The sequence below is a fragment of the Neorhizobium sp. CSC1952 genome, assembly GCF_030378245.1.
Lineage (GTDB): Bacteria > Pseudomonadota > Alphaproteobacteria > Rhizobiales > Rhizobiaceae > Neorhizobium > Neorhizobium oryzae_A.
The window spans coordinates 665,961-684,602 of the sequence record NZ_CP128416.1 but is presented as its reverse complement, the minus strand read 5'-3'; the positions used below and the strand labels follow the sequence as shown (position 1 = coordinate 684,602).

Below are 18,642 nucleotides of genomic sequence, written 5' to 3'. Positions count from 1 at the left end.
TCAGGTTCCTAGAGAGTTCGCCCGGTTTGTGCCCGGTGGCGCAGATAGTGATCGGCAACCGCGCAGGCAACCATCGCCTCGCCGATCGGCACGGCGCGGATGCCGACGCAGGGGTCGTGGCGTCCCTTGGTGCGCACCTCGACATTGTTGCCGTCGGCATCGATCGAGTGTCGTTCGGAGAGGATGGAGGAGGTCGGCTTGATCGCGAAACGGGCGACCACGGCTTCCCCGGTCGAGATGCCGCCGAGGATGCCGCCCGCGTGATTGGAGAGGAAGATCGGCTTGCCCTCGTTGCCCATGCGCATTTCGTCGGCATTCTCCTCGCCGGAAAGTTCCGCCGCGGCAAAGCCGTCGCCGATCTCGACGCCCTTCACGGCGTTGATCGACATCAGGAGCCCGGCGATATCCTGGTCGAGCTTGCCGTAGATCGGCGCTCCGAGCCCGGCCGGCACGCCTTCGGCCACCACTTCCACCACCGCGCCGATCGAGGAGCCGGCCTTGCGAATCGAATCCAGATACTCTTCCCAGACCGGCACGATCGCCGCATCCGGCGAGAAGAACGGGTTCTGGCCGACCTGTTCCCAGTCCCAGTTGTCCCGGTTGATCCTGTGCTTGCCGATCTGGATCAGCGCGGCGCGGACGTTGAGACCAGGCACGACCTTACGGGCGAGCGCACCTGCCGCCACGCGCGCCGCCGTCTCGCGGGCGGACGAACGGCCGCCGCCGCGATAGTCGCGGATGCCGTATTTCACGTCATAGGTATAGTCCGCATGGCCGGGGCGGTAGCGGCGGGCGATCTCGCCGTAATCCTTGGAGCGCTGGTCGGTATTCTCGATCAGCATGGAGATCGGCGTCCCGGTCGAGATCATCGTCTCGCCGTCCTCGTCCATCATCACGCCGGAGAGAACCTTTACGACGTCGTCTTCGCGGCGCTGCGTCACGAAACGCGACTGGCCGGGCTTGCGCTTGTCCATCCAGGCCTGGATTTCCGCATGGGTGAAGCGGATGCCGGGCGGGCAGCCGTCGACCACGCAGCCGAGCGCCGGACCATGGCTTTCGCCCCAGGTGGTGACGCGGAACAGGTGACCGAACGTATTATGCGACATGGCAGTAAAAAACCGGCTGTGGCGAAGCCGGCCTCCTGCCAGCTCCTGACGCGGTTGTCATATGGAAAAGGTCGCCGGGCGACAAGCTTTTCTTGCGCAAACGGGTACGCCCGCGGGCGAAAGGCTGGACGGCCCTTATGCCGCCGCCTTCCGCCAGCCGACGCGTGCGGCCTCGGTGAAATCCTTGAAGGAGAGCGGCCGGGAGAAGGCGTAGCCCTGCAGGAGGTCGCAGCCGAGTTCGCGCAGCAGGCTGGCGTGCTGCATCGTTTCGACGCCTTCGGCCACGGTCTCGACGCCGAGTGAGCGGGCGATGTCGATGATCGAGCGGACGAGCGCGCGCTCCTGCGGCGAGTTGACGATCGGCATGACGAGCTGGCGATCGATCTTCAGCCGCTTCGGCTTCAGCTTCAGAAGGCTGACGATCGACGTATGGCCGGTGCCGAAATCGTCGATCTCGATATCGATGCCGAGCTCCTTGATGCGTTCGAGGTTTCCGGCCGCGGCGGCCTCGCTCTCGTCGAGGAAGATCGATTCCACCAGCTCGAACGAGATTTCGCCGGGCGCGATCTGCAGGGTCTTCAGCGTATCGATCAGCGTCTCGTCATGCAGCCGCTTCGAGGAGACGTTGACGGAGACCTTGGGAATTCTCATGCCGAGCGCGGCCCAGCGCAGCTTGTCCTTCATCACGGTTTCGAGCACGATCTGGTCGAGCGCGGCCGAGACGTTCAGGTCCTCGGCGATCTTCAGGAACCGGTCGGGGGCAAGCACCCCGTGATGCGGATGGTTCCACCGGATCAGCGCCTCGACGCCGGTGAACTCGCTGGTGCGGGCGCAGAATTGCGGCTGGTACCAGGTCGTGAATTCGCTGTTGTCGATGCCGGCGAGGACCTCGTCGGCGGTTCGCTTCTGGCTGACGATCTCGGCCTGCAGGTTCTGCGTGAAGAATTCGTACCGGTTGCGGCCCATGCCTTTCGCCCGGTAGAGCGCGATGTCGGCATTGACCAGCATGCGGCGGGCGTCCACGTTCAGGCCGCTCGCCTGGGCGATCCCGATCGAGACGCCGCAACGGCACGAAAAGCCCTCGAAATCGATCGGGTGGTGGAATTCCGCGATGATCCTTTGGGCAAGCTGCGCCATCTGTTCGGCGCTGGCATTGCCGGCCGCGAGGATGACGAATTCGTCGCCCCCGATGCGTGCGACGATGTCCGTGCTGCGCACGTTGCGCGACAGGATGCGCGAGGCATGCACCAGCATGGCATCGCCCGCCGCGTGTCCGAGCGTATCGTTGATCTGCTTGAAGCGGTCGAGATCGAGATGCAGGATCGAGAACTTCTGCCGCTCGTTACGGCTGGAGCGCGACAGCCGGTCGAGTTCCATGTCGAGCTTGCGGCGGTTGGCGAGCAGCGTCAGCGGGTCGTGCAGCGCATTGTGTTCGATCCGGCTCTTGGCGAGCTCGAGTTCGGCATTCTTGGCGTCGGCCTCGTTCTTGGCTGCCTGGAGCTGCTGGGTGAGGATCGCGTCCTGGGTGATGTCGAAGGCGATGCCCACCACCTTCTTGGTTCCGTCGCGGGTCGTATGCAGCTTGCCGATCGAACGGATATAGCGGATCGACCCGTCCGGCTGCGGAACGCGCGCGACGAGCGGGTCCGGCCGGAAGCTGTCGTTGAAGTGATAGGAGGTCTGCTTCGCGAGAGACCGGTCGTCCGGATGGATGAGGTCGATCCACTGTTCGGCCCGCACGATGCCGTCGGTGAACGGAAGGCCGTGCAGCTGGCACATGCGCCGGTCCCAAATCTCGATATGGGTGACCGGGTTGGATTCCCATATGCCGCAATTGGAGGAGGCGAGAGCCAGGTCGAGTTTGGTCGAGAGCTCTTCCAGCTCCTGTTCGCGGTTCGACAGCTCGTCGAGAGCCAGTTCTAGCTCGGCATTCTTGATGTCTGCGTTCTCCTTGGCATTCCGGAGCGTCTGCGTCATCACCATGTCCGCCGTCACGTCCCAGACGATGCCGGTCGTGCGATGGCTGCCGTCGGCGTTGCGGTAGCTCGCGCCGGCCGACCTCAGATAGCGCACGGCTCCGTCCGGAAGCCGAACGCGATAGACCTCGCTGCAAGCCGTATTGCTGCAGGTGCAATTGAAGAAATGCGTCTCGGCCGCGGGCCTGTCCTCCGGATGGATCGAGTTCAGCCAGTCGTCGAGGCGGTTGCCCTCGCTGTCGGCGGCCTTGCCGTGCAGCCCGGCGGCCCGCTTGTCCCAGAAGAGATTGCCGCTGTCGCCCGTCACCTCCCAGATGCCGATGTTGGAAGCCTCCATAGCGAGGTTGAAGCGCTGCGACAGATCGATGAGATTGAGTTCGCGCGCCTTCAGCGCCGCGATATTGCGGTTGCGCTCGCTGATCAGCGAGGTCGCGACGAAGATCGGCATGATGACGGCGAGCGCGGCAAGCGCGATCGACAGGCGGAAACGCAACTGGTTCGGCGGCACCACATCCCAGCCGGACCGGGGGGCGGCGAGCAGGGTCCAGTTGGCGCCGCTGACCGGCACGGTCCATTTCAGGGGAGACTGGTCCTCGATCGAATCGTCGCCGTAGAAGGCGAAATATTCCGGCTTGTCGGCGTCGCGCAGGACCACGTTCAGCCAGTCGAGATTGATGAGGCTCTGCGCCGTTGCCGTATTCGGCGAGAAAGTGACGCCGGAGGCTTCCATGAGCCCGGTTTCATCGATGAGGAGGGCGATCGCACCCCAGAGGGCTGCGCCGTCGCCTTCCTTCGGCACCGGCATGACCAGCGTCAGGTGGCCTTCCTGGGAGCCGCTCAGCAGGGATGCCCGATTGCGGCCGCTGACCGATTTCAGGTCGCTTGCGAGGCGGGCGGGATCGATATCGGCGTCCGTCCCCGACGCGGCTGCTGGAGCTTCGCGTGTTATGATCCGGGCGAGGTCGAAGTCCGGCGCGATCGCAACGGCGGAAAAATGTGGTCCGTAGCGGAATTCCTTGTCGACGAAACGCTTGAAATCGTCCGGCGATCTTCTTGCGTCTTCCGTCAGGGTGTGGACAAGGCGGTCGGCGACCGCGGCATCGGCCTCGATGCGTGAGACGAGCCGCCGCGCCAGCAATCCCACCGTTCTTTCCGTCGTCACCCGCAGTTCGCGGCGATAGTCATTGGTGTTGTGCCGGTCGAGGAGCACGCCGATGCTGATCACCGCCAGCGCGATGGCGGATGCGATTGCCGTAGGCGCCTTGGGGTTCCGGAAAAGGCGAAGAGATTTTGAAGCGGGCGGAAGCCAGAATTTCAATCGCGCAAACCTTTTCGTTAACCTCTATGACGTCGGAAAAAAGCCTATTGGACGGGGGTTAATTTCCGATTGCACTGCAGCCGGTAAATTTGATAGCCATTTGTTGTGCGGAAATACTTGGCAAGGTTTGGCGAAATCGGCCGCTGCAACCGGAGGGTGGCGCTAGGCTGTTGAAAAGCGTTAATAATCTGGCCTTCACTTATACTCAAAATGTCATGGTCACGGGCGATTTTCGCCACAATCTGAGGGCTATCTGTGCAACGAAACGAGACAACACCGATCTCACCGAAGGCCCCGACCATGCGTATCCTGATCGCAGCTCTCCTCGCCACGGCCAGCATCTTTTCGCCTCTCAACAGCTGGGCGCAAAGTGCCGACGTGGAGGCTACGATCAAGTCCGTGGACGTGAAGTCGCTCAGCCTGACGCTCGACGACGGAAAGATCTACAAGGTGCCCGAAGAATTCAACTTCGAAGGGCTTAAAGCCGGCGTCAAGGTGCTGGTCTTCTACACCGTCGTGGATGGCAGCCGCGTGGTGGATGATCTCGAAATCGTTCAGTAGTTTCGAAGAATTAGCAAAGTATAATTTAGAGTATATACGGCGTGGCCTAGAGCCACTCCATCCGGCCGTGGTCCGTGTCGATCCTGAGGATCCGGTCTTGCGGGGTGGGGGCCGTCGCCGCTTCGTCCTCTGGAAGGTCGCCGATCAGCCGGAAGAGCGAGCGGATCACTCCGCCATGGCTGATGCAGACCGTCGGTCCGTCGACGGATTGCAGCCATGCGCCGATCCGCCAGCAGAGTATCTCATAGCTTTCGGCGCTCGCGCCGGGCGGGATGAAGCTCCACTTTTCCTCCGCCCGGGCGGTGAGCCTGTCCGGCGATATGCGGGCGATCTCCTCGAGCGTGTGGCCTTCCCAGTCGCCGAAGGAGAGTTCCTTCAGCCGGTCATCGATACCGTAGTCATGGGGATCGAGGCCCATGGCGGCGCGCAGCCGCTCCATGGTTTCGCGGGTTCGCGACAGGGGGCTGGCGATGAACGAGAAATCCCCGGCCGTGCCGATCATGCCGCGCAGCCGCTCGCCGTTGCGGCTGGCCTGTGCCCGGCCGAGCGCATTGAGCGGAATATCCTGCTGGCCCTGGAGCCGTCCCTCGGCATTCCAGTCCGTCTGCCCGTGGCGGATCATGTAGAGGAGCAAGGCAGACGTTCCTGGAAGCTGGCCATCAGTCCTTGATGACCGAAATGTCGGGCGCGTCGACGGCTTTCATGCCCACCACATGGTAGCCGCTGTCGGCATGGTGCGTCTCGCCGGTGACGGAGCGCGAGAGGTCGGACAGCATATAGAGCCCGACATCGCCCACTTCCTCGATCGTCACGGTACGGCGCAGCGGCGCGTTGTACTCGTTCCACTTGAGGATATAGCGGAAATCGCCGATGCCGGACGCGGCGAGCGTCTTGATCGGGCCGGCGGAGATCGCGTTGACGCGGATATTCTTCGGGCCGAGGTCGACGGCGAGATATTTCACGCTCGCTTCGAGCGCGGCCTTGGCGACGCCCATGACGTTATAGTTCGGCATGACCTTTTCCGCGCCGTAATAGGTCAGCGTCAGCATCGAGCCGCCGTCGGTCATCAGCTTCTCCGCCCGCCGCGCGACGGAGGTGAAGGAATAGACCGAAATCTGCATGGTCTTGGCGAAATTGTCGGGCGAGGTGTCGATATAGCGGCCGGTCAGCTCGTCCTTGTCGGAAAAGCCGATCGCATGCACGAGGAAATCGATCTTGCCCCAGTGCCTTTCGAGATTTTCGAAAACCGCATCGACGGTCGATTCGTCGGCGACATCGCAATGGCCGGCCATATAGGCGCCGAGTTCGGCGGCCAACGGTTCGACCCGCTTCTTCAACGCGTCGCCCTGGTAAGTGAATGCGACCTCGCCGCCTTGGCTGTGAATGGCCTTGGCAATGCCCCATGCGATGGAACGGTTGTTGGCAACGCCCATGATGACGCCACGTTTGCCTGCCATGAGGCCGGAAGCCTGAACCATACATAGTCCCCTGAAACTTAGACGAATGTTGCCTATGACATAGGCAGCCCAAGGGTTCAAGCTGGCTTCATTCATCTCGTGTTAGAGGTCGTAACAAAGGGTGCGCGCCGGTGAAAACCGACGCATAACTGTCATATTCGGCCGTTTTCCTCAGACATAAAGCCCGTGGCGCATGTGCCGCATGAGGTCCGTGACCTTCTCGTTCGGCTTTTCCCACAGAATAATCCTGAGCTCGATGACGAGATCGCCGCGGCCGCCGGCATCGTCGAAAAGGCCGAGACCGCCGAGGCGGATCGTCTGGTCGGAGCCGGACCATGGCGGAATGGTGATGCTGCGGTTGCCCTCCGGCGTCTCCATCGCCGCCTCGGCGCCGAGCACCGCATCTTCCAGCGAGATCGGCAGGGTCGCGTGGAGGTTGAACCCTTCGACCCGGTAATTGGCGTCGCGGGCGATCTTGAGCGTGACCAGAAGATCGCCGGCCTTCATGCCGGGAACCTTGAGGCCCTGGCCCTTGAGCCGCACGACGTGCCCTTCCGTCATGCCCTTTTCCAGGACGAAGCGCACCTCGCGCTCGTCCGCCAGCTTGAGGGTGATCCAGCTCTGCTTCAGCAGGTCCTCGATGGTGACAGCCGCATCGATGGAAAGGTCCGGCGCCTTTTCGGGAACCGGCGCGGTGCCGCGCAGCCGGCGTACCAGCGAGGTGACGAGATCGATCGCCATGGCCGGCAGCGGAGGCTTCTCTCCCATGGGATCGGCCTTTGCCGCTTCGGCAGAATCGCCGGCGGTGTGTGTCTGGGCCTTCGTCTGGCCTTGGGCTTTCGCCTGTTCGGCTGCGGCGGCTCCGAAAATGCGTTCGATCACGTCTTCCGGCGTCTCTCCGGCGTTACCCGACGGCCCCTGGGCCTGGCCGCGCTGCGCATTGGCGCGCGCCAGTTCCTCCATGACCTTTTCGGCATTCGCCTTGGCGGCCTTGGCGCGTTCGGCCGCTTCCCGTGCGGCCTGGCGCTGCTGCATGATGGTCTGCTGCATTTCGGCGGCGCGGTCGTAGCGCTTGCGGCGCTCCGGGTCCTTCAGGACCTCGTAGGCCTGGCCGACCTCCGCAAAACGGCTCGCCGCGGAAGGATCGCCCTGATTATGGTCGGGATGGGCGGTCTTCGCCTTGGCGCGCCAGGCCGCCTTGATCTCGTCGGCGTCGGCATTGTGCTTTACGCCGAGAACGGAATAGGGATCACGCATTGTGGGACCACCGGTTACCTGAAACGGCGGGCCTCGCTCGATCCTTGGCCCCTCCGATACGCGTCACAACTCGACAGCAGCCCGCCGGTTCCTCATGATCGGCGGGCGGTCCGTCTGCTCGCGAAAAACCTAGGTCAGAACTCCTGAATCAGGAGTTACATCGAAAGGCTCAGCACTCGTTAAGGTAAAGAAAGCGTTTAGAGACCGATTCCTAAGGGTGCGGAAACGGTTTTACCGCCCGAGATTGCATCGAAAAGAGAGGATGCGCTTCTGCTTTTTCGGAGAAGAGGGGCGAGCCCTATTGCCTGTCGAAGGCGGTCAGCATCCAGTCGCCGCTGTTGGTCAGGCAGGCCTGGCCGGAAAACATCGCGATGCCTTCGTAGGAATGGCGCGTGGTCATGAAGTCGCGGCAGATATGCCCCTCGTTGCGGGCTTCGCGGATCTGCGAGACGACGCCGGCGCTGCCGGTCGCGGTATTCGCCCAGGGAAGGGAGGCGTTTCCGAGCCTTTCGAGATCGGCGGAGGTGACGGCGTTGCGCACCGTCGTTTCGTCGGAAAGCGTCGCACCCGTGTGCTGCGGCGCGCCGGGCACGGTACCGGTCGAGATGTTGCGGTCGATCTTTTCCGCACTGCCGAAGAGATCCAGGCTGCTGGTGCAGCCGGCAAGCGAAAGGCCGACGAGGCAGACGGCGGCGCGCCTGCCGAGCAAAAGTAATCCCTTTGTGCGGCTTTTCGACTTTGCTATCACGTCCACTAGTTTCCTGTCCGTCAACGAGTCACGGGCAATCATCAGATTGGGAGTATTTTAGTCAATATGTCTGAAGGCGGGTTAACAAGTGGTGACTTCACCGAAGAGAACGAGCCCTTCGCGCTGTTCGGCGCCTGGCTGAAGGAGGCGGAGCGCACAGAGCCCAACGATCCGAACGCGGTGGCCCTGGCGACGGTCGACGAGCGCGGCATGCCGAACGTCCGGATGGTTCTCCTGAAGGGCTACGACGAGCACGGCTTCGTCTTCTACACGAATTTCGAAAGCCAAAAGGGCCGCGAGATTCTCGGCCAGAAGAAGGCGGCCATGTGCTTCCACTGGAAATCGCTGCGCCGTCAGGTGCGCCTGCGCGGCGAGGTGGAGGTGGTGAGCGACGCGGAAGCCGACGCCTACTACGCGTCCCGTGCCCGCGGCAGCCGGATCGGCGCCTGGGCCTCGAAACAGTCCCGGCCTCTGGAAGGCCGCTTCGCGCTCGAAAAGGCGGTGGCCGAATATACCGCCCGCTATGCGATCGGCGAGATTCCCCGTCCGCCTTACTGGTCCGGCTTCCGCATCAGGCCGGTCTCGATAGAATTCTGGCACGACCGCCAGTTCCGCCTGCACGACCGCATCGAATTCCGCCGCCCGGTTCCGGATGGCCCCTGGGAGAAGGTCAGGATGTATCCTTGAGACGCATGCCGCCCGAAAGCAGAACCCGGTTTCGGGATAACGGCATGCAGGAACGCAAAAAAAGCGCGTCACCGCCCGATCGAGAAGGGGATTCCCGAGGCCAGGGCCGAGACGTAGCGCGGCTGCTGGTAATAGCCGTTGAGCGAGATGCGCGGCAGGCCGGTAAGCCGGTTGGCGTGTTTTTCGCAAAGCGTGCCGGGCTGCGTCGTCACCGCGACCGAGAAGCCGAGCTCTTTGGCGATCGTCATGTCGCGTTCGGAAACGGCCTGCTGCGTGCCGTAGGGATAGGCGAGCGATCGCGGCCGCTCGCCGGTCAGCATTTCCACATAATCCGCCGATTGCCGCATTTCCTCGCGCGCCTCTTCCACCGAGAGGCGGGCGACCGCACGGTGGCTTATGGTATGGGCGCCGAGAGAAGCCAGCGGATGCGCTGAGAGCGCTCTGAGCTCCTGCGCGTCCATGGTGAGATCGGCGGTGATCTTCAGCGGGTCGACGCCGTGCTTCTTCGCCATCGCATCGATGCGGGAGACGGCGCTCGCCTCGTCGGTCGTTCCGACGTAGTGGGAGATGCGGTCGAAGGCGTCGAACTTTCGGGCTTCGGAGGTCAGGTCCATCAGCTCGGGCCCGTCGCCGAAGTCGAAGGTGACTTCAGGCGCCTGCCCGAGCAGTTCTGCAAGCGTCTCCCACCAGAGCGAATGGGTGCGCTCCGCAAACCCGCGGGTCACGAAGATCGTGAAGGGAGCGTTGTGGCGCTCGAAAACGGGCAGCGCATATGCGGCGTTGTTCCTGTAGCCGTCGTCGAGCGTGAAGGCGGCGAAGGGCCGCTTCGACGGTTTGGCGAGTCGCGCCGGGACTTCCGCCAGGGGCACGAATTCGTAGCCTTCCGCGGAAAGCCGCTCGATCGCCTCGCTCAGGAAATCCGGCGTGACTTCGAGATGGGCGCTGGGTTGCAGGGGACGGCTCTTTTTCGGCCGGACATGGTGAAGGGTGAAGATCGCGCCGCGCCCGCGCGCATTCGCCATCATGCCGGCGCGTGCGAGGGCGGCGGCCATGTCGAGCCCGCCCGCGACCAGACGGCGCTTGACGTCGCGGCGCCAGAGCGCCTGCAGCCTCTCCTTGGTGTTCCCCACAGCGATCACGCCCACGTTACTATAAAGCAGCGCGACCCTACTCCCGCACGCGTTAAGCCTTGCTGAAGAAACGCGGGCAGAATCCGGTCAGGGCCGCAGCGTGTCGAAGAGGGGAAGCCCGACGATCGCCGCCATCGCGATGAGCAGGAAGCAGATGCGCCGGAAGGTGCCTTCGGAGGCGACGCCGAAAAGCCGCGAGCCAAGGAAGAGGCCGACGCCGTAGCCGGGCCCGGCGATCAGCGCGAGTGCCAGCACTTCAAGCGTCAGCAGGTGGCCGACGACGTAGGAAACCGCCGAGATGACGGTGGCCAGCGCAAAATAGAGGATCAGATTTGCCCTGACCGTCAGCGGCGGGATCGCGCCGCCCAGCCAGTAGGCGACGATCGGCGGGCCGGAAAGCTGGGTGGCACCGCCGAACAGTCCGGCGATCGCCCCGACCACGACCGTCAGCCAGGTCTTCGGCGTTCCGTGGTAACGCCACCCGGAAATCAGGAAGGCGAGCAGGCCGAGCACGACGATGGAGATGAGCCAGCGCAGCGCCGTCGGCTCGATGACCGCAAGCAGCGCCGTGCCGGCCGGCACGCCGACGAGGGCTCCGACGAGCATCGTGCCCACCTCCCGCCGGTTGGCGCGCCGCCAGCCTTCCGGCAGCATGCCGAGCGTCGTGATCCCGTCGATGACCAGCAGCAGGGCGGGGGCGATTTTCGGGCCGACCGCCGCGCCGGCGAGAGGCACGAAGATCAGGGCGCCGCCGAAACCGGAAAACCCGCGCGCCAGCCCCGCGATCACCGCCGCGAAGAACATGAAGGCGAGTTCGGGCAATCCGTGCCCGGGAAGCAGGGTTCCCACGAAGGTGGAAAACGGATTTTGGGAGTCCATGGAGAGGCCGTGCGGGGGATTCGAGCGATGGTCCGCACCTGGCGGGATTTGGTCTGCGCTGTCAAGCAAACGCTCTGGACAGCAGCCTGAGAATCATCGTTTCCTGTGGAAACAAAAGGAGAACGATATGCTGGAGAGATTGGCCGGCCGGTTCGAGGCCGCATCCGTCGCCTATGCAGAAACCCACGGCATCGCCCGCGACCCCGACTGGTTTCTCCTGAAGCTTCAGGAGGAGATGGGAGAGCTAACCCAGGCCTGGAACCGCAAGACCGGCCGCGGCCGCAAGAAGGGGCGGAGCGAGGAGGAGCTTGCGCGTGATCTCGCCGACGAGACCGCCGATCTGCTTGGCCATGTGCTGCTCTTCGCCCGCGCGAATGGGATCGATCTTGCCGCGGCGATCGAGCGGAAGTGGCTTTTCAGGCCGTTCGGCGATTCAACGTGAATTGGCCCTAGTAGTAGCTTGCATGGCTTCACCCCCCTCTGCCCTGCCGGGCATCTCCCCCACAAGGGGGGAGATCGGCAAGAAGTACCGGCTTCCCAAATCATTAGCGGTGTTGAACCTGGCTCCGGTGATCTCAAACCTGTGTTGGGAGTAAGAGCTTGCTACTATCCGATCTCCCCCCTTGTGGGGGAGATGCCCGGCAGGGCAGAGGGGGGTGAAGCGCTCCGTTATAGTATAGGGCTACGCCCTCGTGCCGCCCACCGTCACCTGGTCCATCCGCAGATGCGGCTGGCCGACGCCGACCGGCACCCATTGGCCGGCCTTGCCGCAATTGCCGATGCCGGTGTCGAGCTTCGTGTCGTTGCCGACCATCGAGACCCGCTTCATCGCGTCCGGGCCGTTGCCGATCAGCATGGCGCCCTTGATCGCCGGGCCGATCTTGCCGTTTTCGATCATATAGGCCTCGGTGCAGCCGAACACGAACTTGCCGGACGTGATGTCCACCTGGCCGCCGCCGAAGGAGACGGCATAGATGCCCTTCTTCACCGAGGCGATGATCTCTTCCGGCGTCTTGGTCCCGCCGAGCATATAGGTGTTCGTCATGCGCGGCATGGGCACATAGGCATAGCCCTGCCGGCGGCCGTTGCCGGTGGGCTTCATGCCCATCAGCCGGGCGTTCTGGCGGTCCTGCATGTAGCCGACCAGCTTGCCGTCCTCGATCAGCACGTTGTAGGCCGACGGCGTTCCCTCGTCGTCGATGGTGATCGAGCCGCGGCGATTGTCGATCGTGCCGTCGTCGACGACCGTCACGCCGGGAGCGGCGACCATCTCGCCGAGGAGGCCCGCGAAGGCAGAGGTCTTCTTGCGGTTGAAGTCGCCTTCCAGCCCGTGGCCGACCGCCTCGTGCAGCATCACGCCCGGCCAGCCGGAACCGAGCACGACGTCCATCGTGCCGGCCGGTGCCTCGCTGGCGGTCAGGTTGACGAGCGCCTGGCGGAGCGCCTCGTCGGCCCCGGTCTGCCAGTTGCCGTCCGTGACGAAATCGCCGAAGCCGATGCGGCCGCCGGTGCCGAAGGAGCCGGATTCCTGCCGGTCGCCGTCGCCGACGACGACGGAAATGTTGAGACGCGTCATCGGGCGGATGTCCTGCACCCGGTGGCCGTCGGCACGCAGGATGTCGACCACCTGCCAGCTTGCCGAAACGGTGGCGGTCACCTGCCGCACCTTGTCGTCCTTGTTGCGCAGATAGGCGTCGATCTCGGTCAGGAGCTTCGCCTTCTCCTCGAAGCTCGGGGATCCGATCGGGTTCTCGTCGCCGTAATATTTCTTGTTGGTGCGCTGGGGGGCAGCCGCATAGGAGCCGGAATAGCCGGCGGTGACGGCGCGCACCGCGTCGGAGGCGCGGGAAAGCGCGGCGGCAGAAAGCTCGCCCGCATGCGCGTAGCCGACCGCCTCGCCGGCGACCGCCCGCAGGCCAAACCCCTGGTCGGTGTTGAACGAGCCGCCTTTCAGCCTTCCGTTGTCGAAGGTCAGCAATTCCGCCTGGGCATGTTCCACGAAAAGTTCGCCGTCATCGGCGCCGGAAAGCGCACCGGAAAGGATCGAGCGCAGCTTAGTCTCGTCGCAGTCGAAAAGGTTGAGAAGGTCGGTATTCATGGAATGCTCCTTTGGGCGCTGCGGCGAAGACGCGGGCTCTCATCCGACCGATGTAGGTCCCGAAGGGGGGCTAAGCAAGCCTATCTTCGAACCGACCGGGCGCTCAGAAAGGCCTGGACCTCTTCCGGCATGGTATCGCGCGGCAGGATGTTGAAGGCGTTCGCGCCGCTGAAGAGCATGAAGGAGCGCGGCCGCTCCCAGATTTCGGTGACGTTGCGCCAGGTGAGGTTTCCGCTGCCGAGATCGGAGCTGATGCCGAAGCCTTCCGGGTCGATGGTGATGTCCGCCCGGCGGTCGGCCATGCGGTTGTACCGGCCGAATGTGTTGGCGGAATGGACGCGCCAGACGATGGCGCTGAAAATCGCCGGAAAGCAGGCGACGACGATCGCCAGGACGGCAAGCGTGAAATTGCCCTGGACGACCAGGAAAAGGCTGGCCACCACCATCAGCGCCGCTGCGCGCCATTTCATTTTCTGCTCACGCACAGTGCGCTGGACGACGAAGGCGCGCACCGCGTCGCTGACGACCTCGTCGTCGAAACGAACGGGGAAGTGATGGCTGCCCTGCAATTCCATGAGCGTCGTCCCGGCGCCGATGTTCTCTTTATTATATGACGTTCAGGGGAGGGCGTCGTAGCCTTCGCCGAAGCCGGTGAGCTCGATCGGAATCCCGACCCGGTCCTGGTCGGCGGATTCGCGCAGCGCGAAGACGGCGTTCTTGCCGGCGCGCAGGATGCGCATCAGCTCGTCGTCGATCTCGACCTCCACATAGCAGCCCTCGGAGAAGCAGCGGGTGAAATAGGCGCGGCCGATATTGTTGTTGTCGACATAGAGTTCCATGCCGTCCTTCAGGAGCACGCCGAGCGGCGCCAGGATGCGCAGGATCTTCGCCTTTCGGTCGGCCGTCTTCAGGACGACGACCGAAAGCCCGACCTCGGGACGGTCCTCAGCGATCACGTTCTGCATCAGCGCGCATTGTTCGACGGATGCGCCGGCCGGCCGGTCGCAGATGATCGACCACGCGCCGTGGTTCTCGCGGACATTGCCCGGCGGCTTGGGCGCCTGGGAGGGTGGCTGGGGAGACGGTTGTGGCGCCGTCACTCCCGGTGTCCCGCTCGGTTGAGGGGCAGAGCCCTGGGCCGGCTGTGGCGTCGGACGCGGAGCCGGCTGCTGCGCGAACGCCGGAAGCGACAGGACCGCCGAGAGCATCACGGCAAGGCTGGCGCGGATCAGGGAGGGACGACCCATGGAAACCTCTGGAAGACGAATCAGTGCGGCTATTCTTGTCGTTCGCCGGGCGAAATGAAAAGCCCCGCCCACTTTCCAGCCGAGTACGGCGAAAATGGGACTCCGAATCCGGCTGGGCCTCCCATGCGCGCTCCCGCCGGGAAATAGCCGTTTTTGCGGACCTGAGAGGCTATGATGGTTTGGCCCGAAATACCGAAGACCTCAAAAAAACGGGGGACGAATGCTGAAATTCCGCTACGCGGCTTGCGCCATTCTCGCATGATTCCGGGGTTTCCCGGGAGGCGCAAAAATGCCGCACGGGCTTTTCCCGCCAGATATTGCGGTGGCAGGCAAACTGTGATTGAAGCAGACCATATAGCTTGGATTCTGCGTTCGGTTTGATCGAGATCAGACGCATGGGGAGAATTATAGTGATGAACAGAGCTTATGCAGTGATGACGGCGCTCATCTGTCTGCTCTTTGCTTCTGCCGGTTATGCGGATCAGCCGCATCCTTGGCAGCTTGACTTTCAGGCGCCCGCCACGCCGATCATGCACCAGATTCGCTGGTTCAACCATTATACCCTGGTGTTCATCGTGCCGATCACGCTGCTCGTCCTGGCTCTGCTGGTCGTCGTTGCCTTGAAGTTCCGCGCCAGCGCCAATCCGGTGCCGTCGCGCACCAGCCACAACACGGCGATCGAGATCATCTGGACCCTCGGCCCGGTTCTCATCCTCTTCTTCCTCGCCATCCCCTCGTTCAACCTCTTGAACGCGCAGCTCGAAATTCCGGAATCGGACATGACGGTCAAGGCCACCGCCACCCAGTGGCAGTGGAACTACGAATATGAAGGAACGCCGGCTCCGGTGGCCTTCGACAGCTTCATGCTGAAGGAAACGGACCGCGCTGCTGCGGGCAAGACCGATGTCGCCACCTATCCGCGCCTGCTCGCCGTCGACAACGAGATGGTCGTCCCGGTCGGAAAGACCGTTCGCCTGCTCGTGACGGCGGCTCCCTCGGACGTCATCCACGCCTTCGCGATGCCGGCTTTCGGTCTCAAGATCGACGCCGTGCCGGGCCGTCTGAACGAGACCTGGTTCAATGCCGAAAAGGAAGGCCTGTACTACGGCCAGTGTTCCGAACTCTGCGGCAAGGATCACGCTTACATGCCGATCGCCATCCGCGTCGTCTCCGAAGACAGGTACAATACCTGGCTCGCACAGGCCGCGACCGACCTGCCGGGCGCCAACAAGGCCCTGATGGCAGCGGTCGACGCGCCCGCCGGCAACCTTGCCGTCGCGGCAAACGAAGCCAAGTAATAAGGAGGAGTGAGGACAATGGCTGGACATTCCGCTCACGACGATCACGCTCATGCCCGCACCTCTGACGATGCGCATGCTCACGACGATCATCATCATGCACCGGGCTTCGCCGCCCGCTGGCTCTTTTCGACCAACCACAAGGACATCGGCACGCTCTATCTGATCTTCGCGATCATCGCGGGCATCATCGGCGGCCTCATGTCGGTGGCCATGCGCATGGAGCTGCAGGAACCGGGCATCCAGATCTTCCACGGTCTGGCCTCGATGGTCTACGGCTTCGAGGGCGACGCCGCGATCGACGGCGGCAAGCACATGTTCAACGTGTTCACCACCGGTCACGCGCTGGTCATGATCTTCTTCATGGTCATGCCGGCGATGATCGGCGGTTTCGCCAACTGGATGGTGCCGATCATGATCGGCGCGCCGGACATGGCCTTCCCGCGGCTGAACAACATCTCCTTCTGGCTGCTCGTGCCGGCCTTCCTCCTGCTGATCCTGTCGATGTTCGTCGAGGGCCCGGCGGGCGCTTACGGCGTCGGCGGCGGCTGGACCATGTATCCGCCGCTCGCGACCATGGGGCATCCGGGTCCCGCCGTGGACCTGGCGATCTTCTCGCTGCACGTCGCGGGCGCATCCTCGATCCTCGGTGCGATCAACTTCATCACCACCATCCTCAACATGCGCGCTCCCGGCATGACGCTGCACAAGATGCCGCTCTTTGCCTGGGCCGTTCTGGTCACCGCCTTCCTGCTGCTCCTCTCGCTGCCGGTTCTGGCGGGCGCCATCACCATGCTTCTGACCGACCGCAACTTCGGCACGACCTTCTTCGCGCCGGAAGGCGGCGGCGACCCGATCCTCTACCAGCACCTGTTCTGGTTCTTCGGTCACCCGGAAGTCTACATCCTGATCCTGCCGGGCTTCGGCATCATCAGCCACATCGTCTCGACCTTCTCGAAGAAGCCGGTCTTCGGTTACCTCGGCATGGCCTATGCCATGGTGGCGATCGGCGCCGTCGGCTTCATCGTCTGGGCCCACCACATGTACACGGTCGGCCTGTCGCTCGACGCGCAGCGCTACTTCGTCTTCGCGACGATGGTCATCGCGGTTCCGACCGGCATCAAGATCTTCTCCTGGATCGCGACGATGTGGGGCGGCTCGCTGACCTTCTCGACCCCGATGGTCTGGGCGATCGGCTTCATCTTCCTGTTCACCGTCGGCGGCGTCACGGGCGTCCAGCTCGCCAATGCCGGCCTCGACCGTTCGCTGCATGACACCTATTACGTCGTGGCCCACTTCCACTACGTTCTGTCGCTCGGCGCGGTCTTCGCCATCTTCGCGGCCTGGTACTACTGGTTCCCGAAGATGTTCGGCTACATGTACAGCGAGTTCATCGGCAAGCTGCACTTCTGGGTCATGTTCATCGGCGTCAACCTGGTGTTCTTCCCGCAGCACTTCCTCGGCCTCGCCGGCATGCCGCGCCGTTACATCGACTATCCGGATGCATTCGCCGGCTGGAACTATGTCTCGTCGATTGGCTCCTACATCTCCTTCGTCGGCGTGCTGATCTTCCTCTTCGGTGTCTGGGAAGCCTTCGCCAAGAAGCGCGTCGCGGGCGACAATCCGTGGGGCGAGGGTGCGAGCACGCTGGAATGGCAGCTTTCCTCGCCGCCGCCCTACCACCAGTGGGAGCAGTTGCCGCGCATCCGCTAAGCGGCGGACGATATTGAAAGAGGGCATCGCGGCATCCGCGGTGCCCTGAAAGAGCAGACAGGACGGTTCAATGACGGTTATCGACAATCACGACGCTCTCGGCACCGATGGAGGCACGCGCCTCTCGGAAGCCAGCGCGCGCGATTTCTTCGAGCTCCTGAAGCCGCGGGTGATGTCCCTCGTCGTCTTCACCGCGTTTGCCGGCCTCATGCTGGCGCCCGGAGAGATCAATCCGGTGCTCGGCGTGATATCCGTACTCTGCATCGCGGTGGGTGCCGGCGCGTCCGGCGCGCTCAACATGTGGTACGACGCCGATATCGACGCTGTCATGACCCGCACCGCCAGGCGCCCCATCCCGGCCGGCCGCATCCTGCCGAAGGAAGCGCTGGCCTTCGGCCTGACGCTCTCGGTCTTCTCGGTGGTCATCCTCGGCCTCGCGGTCAATTGGTTCGCGGCCGGGCTGCTCGCCTTCACCATCTTCTTCTATGTCGTCGTCTACACGATGTGGCTGAAGCGCTCGACGCCCCAGAACATCGTCATCGGCGGGGCCTCCGGCGCCTTTCCGCCGATGATCGGCTGGGCCTGCGTGACGGGCGGCGTGTCGCTCGACAGCATCCTGCTCTTCATGATCATCTTCCTGTGGACGCCGGCGCATTTCTGGGCGCTGGCGCTCTTCAAGATGCGCGATTACGGCGCGGTCGGCGTGCCGATGATGCCCAATGTGGCGGGCGAAGCCTCCACCAAGAACCAGATCGTCGTCTATGCCGTCCTGACGGCGGTGACTGCCGTAGCACCTATGCTGACCGGCCTGGTCGGCCTCGGCTACGGCGTCTTCGCCGCCGTGCTCGGCGCGATCTTCATCATCTGTTCCATCGCCGTCCGGCGCATGCCCGACGGCGACGAAAAGATGGTTCCGGCGAAGAAGATGTTTGCCTATTCGGTCTTCTATCTCTTCGCGATCTTCTCGGCTCTTCTGGCGGACCGGCTTTTCGAAGGACTGCCGGGCCTCGTTGGAGGTGTGCTGTGATCGAAACCGTCAAGCTCAGTGAGGCGCAGAGAAAGTCGCGCCGCAACCGCAATATCGCGCTCGGTCTGGTTCTCGCCGGCCTTGTGGTTCTTTTCTACATCATGACGCTGGTGAAAATCGGCGGTCTCGGGAACTAGGAG

The 18,642-nt window shown here is 63.5% G+C and carries 19 protein-coding genes; 8 read left to right on the top strand and 11 right to left on the bottom strand.

Annotated elements, in window-relative coordinates; genetic code table 11:
• Nucleotides 1–8 precede the first annotated feature (8 nt).
• Complete coding sequence (gene aroC / locus QTA58_RS03685) at nucleotides 9–1,106, bottom strand: chorismate synthase (protein ID WP_289671761.1); 1,098 nt, start codon at nucleotides 1,104–1,106, stop codon at nucleotides 9–11.
• Nucleotides 1,107–1,241: 135 nt separating this feature from the next.
• On the bottom strand, nucleotides 1,242–4,307 hold the full coding sequence (locus QTA58_RS03680) for an EAL domain-containing protein (protein ID WP_289671760.1): 3,066 nt from the start codon (nucleotides 4,305–4,307) through the stop codon (nucleotides 1,242–1,244).
• Between QTA58_RS03680 and QTA58_RS03675 the strand changes: the two genes are divergently transcribed.
• Nucleotides 4,297–4,566 (top strand): hypothetical protein, encoded by a 270-nt coding sequence (locus QTA58_RS03675; protein WP_289671759.1) that lies wholly within the window; start codon nucleotides 4,297–4,299, stop codon nucleotides 4,564–4,566. The two genes, QTA58_RS03680 and QTA58_RS03675, sit on opposite strands and share 11 nt — an antisense overlap.
• 134 nt (nucleotides 4,567–4,700) lie before the next feature.
• Nucleotides 4,701–4,961 (top strand): DUF1344 domain-containing protein, encoded by a 261-nt coding sequence (locus QTA58_RS03670; protein WP_085422553.1) that lies wholly within the window; start codon nucleotides 4,701–4,703, stop codon nucleotides 4,959–4,961.
• A 46-nt stretch (nucleotides 4,962–5,007) separates the two neighbouring features.
• On the opposite strand, the gene QTA58_RS03665 is transcribed toward QTA58_RS03670, so the two are convergent.
• From QTA58_RS03665 to QTA58_RS03650, 4 genes are all read right to left on the bottom strand, one after another.
• The gene (locus QTA58_RS03665; RefSeq protein WP_289671758.1) at nucleotides 5,008–5,595 is read right to left on the bottom strand and encodes a histidine phosphatase family protein; all 588 of its coding nucleotides are present in this window, start codon (nucleotides 5,593–5,595) and stop codon (nucleotides 5,008–5,010) included.
• Between the two features lie 25 nt (nucleotides 5,596–5,620).
• Nucleotides 5,621–6,439, bottom strand: a complete 819-nt coding sequence (gene fabI, locus QTA58_RS03660; protein WP_085422555.1) for an enoyl-ACP reductase FabI — start codon at nucleotides 6,437–6,439, stop codon at nucleotides 5,621–5,623.
• 150 nt (nucleotides 6,440–6,589) lie between these two features.
• Complete coding sequence (locus QTA58_RS03655; RefSeq protein ID WP_085422556.1) at nucleotides 6,590–7,675, bottom strand: DnaJ C-terminal domain-containing protein; 1,086 nt, start codon at nucleotides 7,673–7,675, stop codon at nucleotides 6,590–6,592.
• Between the two features lie 298 nt (nucleotides 7,676–7,973).
• Complete coding sequence (locus tag QTA58_RS03650; protein ID WP_085422557.1) at nucleotides 7,974–8,429, bottom strand: RT0821/Lpp0805 family surface protein; 456 nt, start codon at nucleotides 8,427–8,429, stop codon at nucleotides 7,974–7,976.
• Nucleotides 8,430–8,489: 60 nt separating this feature from the next.
• Here QTA58_RS03650 and pdxH point away from each other — a divergent pair, with 60 nt between their 5' ends.
• The gene (gene pdxH / locus QTA58_RS03645; RefSeq protein ID WP_289671757.1) at nucleotides 8,490–9,110 is read left to right on the top strand and encodes a pyridoxamine 5'-phosphate oxidase; all 621 of its coding nucleotides are present in this window, start codon (nucleotides 8,490–8,492) and stop codon (nucleotides 9,108–9,110) included.
• A 68-nt stretch (nucleotides 9,111–9,178) separates the two neighbouring features.
• Here the strand turns inward: pdxH and QTA58_RS03640 are convergent, their stop codons facing one another.
• Both QTA58_RS03640 and QTA58_RS03635 read right to left on the bottom strand, forming a co-directional pair.
• Nucleotides 9,179–10,219, bottom strand: a complete 1,041-nt coding sequence (locus QTA58_RS03640; protein ID WP_289672998.1) for a polysaccharide deacetylase family protein — start codon at nucleotides 10,217–10,219, stop codon at nucleotides 9,179–9,181.
• Between the two features lie 108 nt (nucleotides 10,220–10,327).
• Entirely contained in the window at nucleotides 10,328–11,119 is a 792-nt protein-coding gene (locus tag QTA58_RS03635) for a sulfite exporter TauE/SafE family protein (RefSeq protein ID WP_289671756.1), read from the bottom strand.
• Between the two features lie 127 nt (nucleotides 11,120–11,246).
• Between QTA58_RS03635 and QTA58_RS03630 the strand changes: the two genes are divergently transcribed.
• A complete protein-coding gene (locus QTA58_RS03630) occupies nucleotides 11,247–11,561 on the top strand; it encodes a MazG nucleotide pyrophosphohydrolase domain-containing protein (protein WP_289671755.1) in 315 nt (104 codons plus the stop codon).
• 240 nt (nucleotides 11,562–11,801) lie between these two features.
• Here the strand turns inward: QTA58_RS03630 and tldD are convergent, their stop codons facing one another.
• From tldD to QTA58_RS03615, 3 genes are all read right to left on the bottom strand, one after another.
• Nucleotides 11,802–13,217, bottom strand: a complete 1,416-nt coding sequence (tldD, locus tag QTA58_RS03625) for a metalloprotease TldD (RefSeq protein WP_289671754.1) — start codon at nucleotides 13,215–13,217, stop codon at nucleotides 11,802–11,804.
• Between the two features lie 80 nt (nucleotides 13,218–13,297).
• Nucleotides 13,298–13,792 (bottom strand): YcxB family protein, encoded by a 495-nt coding sequence (locus QTA58_RS03620; RefSeq protein WP_289671753.1) that lies wholly within the window; start codon nucleotides 13,790–13,792, stop codon nucleotides 13,298–13,300.
• A gap of 42 nt (nucleotides 13,793–13,834) precedes the next feature.
• Nucleotides 13,835–14,464, bottom strand: a complete 630-nt coding sequence (locus QTA58_RS03615) for an invasion associated locus B family protein (protein ID WP_234811156.1) — start codon at nucleotides 14,462–14,464, stop codon at nucleotides 13,835–13,837.
• A 413-nt stretch (nucleotides 14,465–14,877) separates the two neighbouring features.
• Here QTA58_RS03615 and coxB point away from each other — a divergent pair, with 413 nt between their 5' ends.
• The 4 genes from coxB (at nucleotide 14,878) to QTA58_RS03595 (ending at nucleotide 18,639) form a co-directional block, all read left to right on the top strand.
• Complete coding sequence (gene coxB, locus QTA58_RS03610) at nucleotides 14,878–15,762, top strand: cytochrome c oxidase subunit II (RefSeq protein ID WP_085422564.1); 885 nt, start codon at nucleotides 14,878–14,880, stop codon at nucleotides 15,760–15,762.
• 18 nt (nucleotides 15,763–15,780) lie between these two features.
• Nucleotides 15,781–17,475: a cytochrome c oxidase subunit I gene (gene ctaD / locus QTA58_RS03605; protein WP_085422565.1), complete on the top strand. Its 1,695-nt coding sequence runs from the start codon at nucleotides 15,781–15,783 to the stop codon at nucleotides 17,473–17,475.
• A 70-nt stretch (nucleotides 17,476–17,545) separates the two neighbouring features.
• Nucleotides 17,546–18,502, top strand: a complete 957-nt coding sequence (locus QTA58_RS03600) for a heme o synthase (RefSeq protein WP_289671752.1) — start codon at nucleotides 17,546–17,548, stop codon at nucleotides 18,500–18,502.
• Nucleotides 18,499–18,639 carry a hypothetical protein gene (locus QTA58_RS03595; RefSeq protein WP_200814116.1) on the top strand — a complete coding sequence of 47 codons (141 nt, stop codon included), beginning with the start codon at nucleotides 18,499–18,501 and terminating at the stop codon, nucleotides 18,637–18,639. Before QTA58_RS03600 ends, QTA58_RS03595 begins: the two co-directional genes overlap by 4 nt.
• Nucleotides 18,640–18,642: the final 3 nt, after the last annotated feature.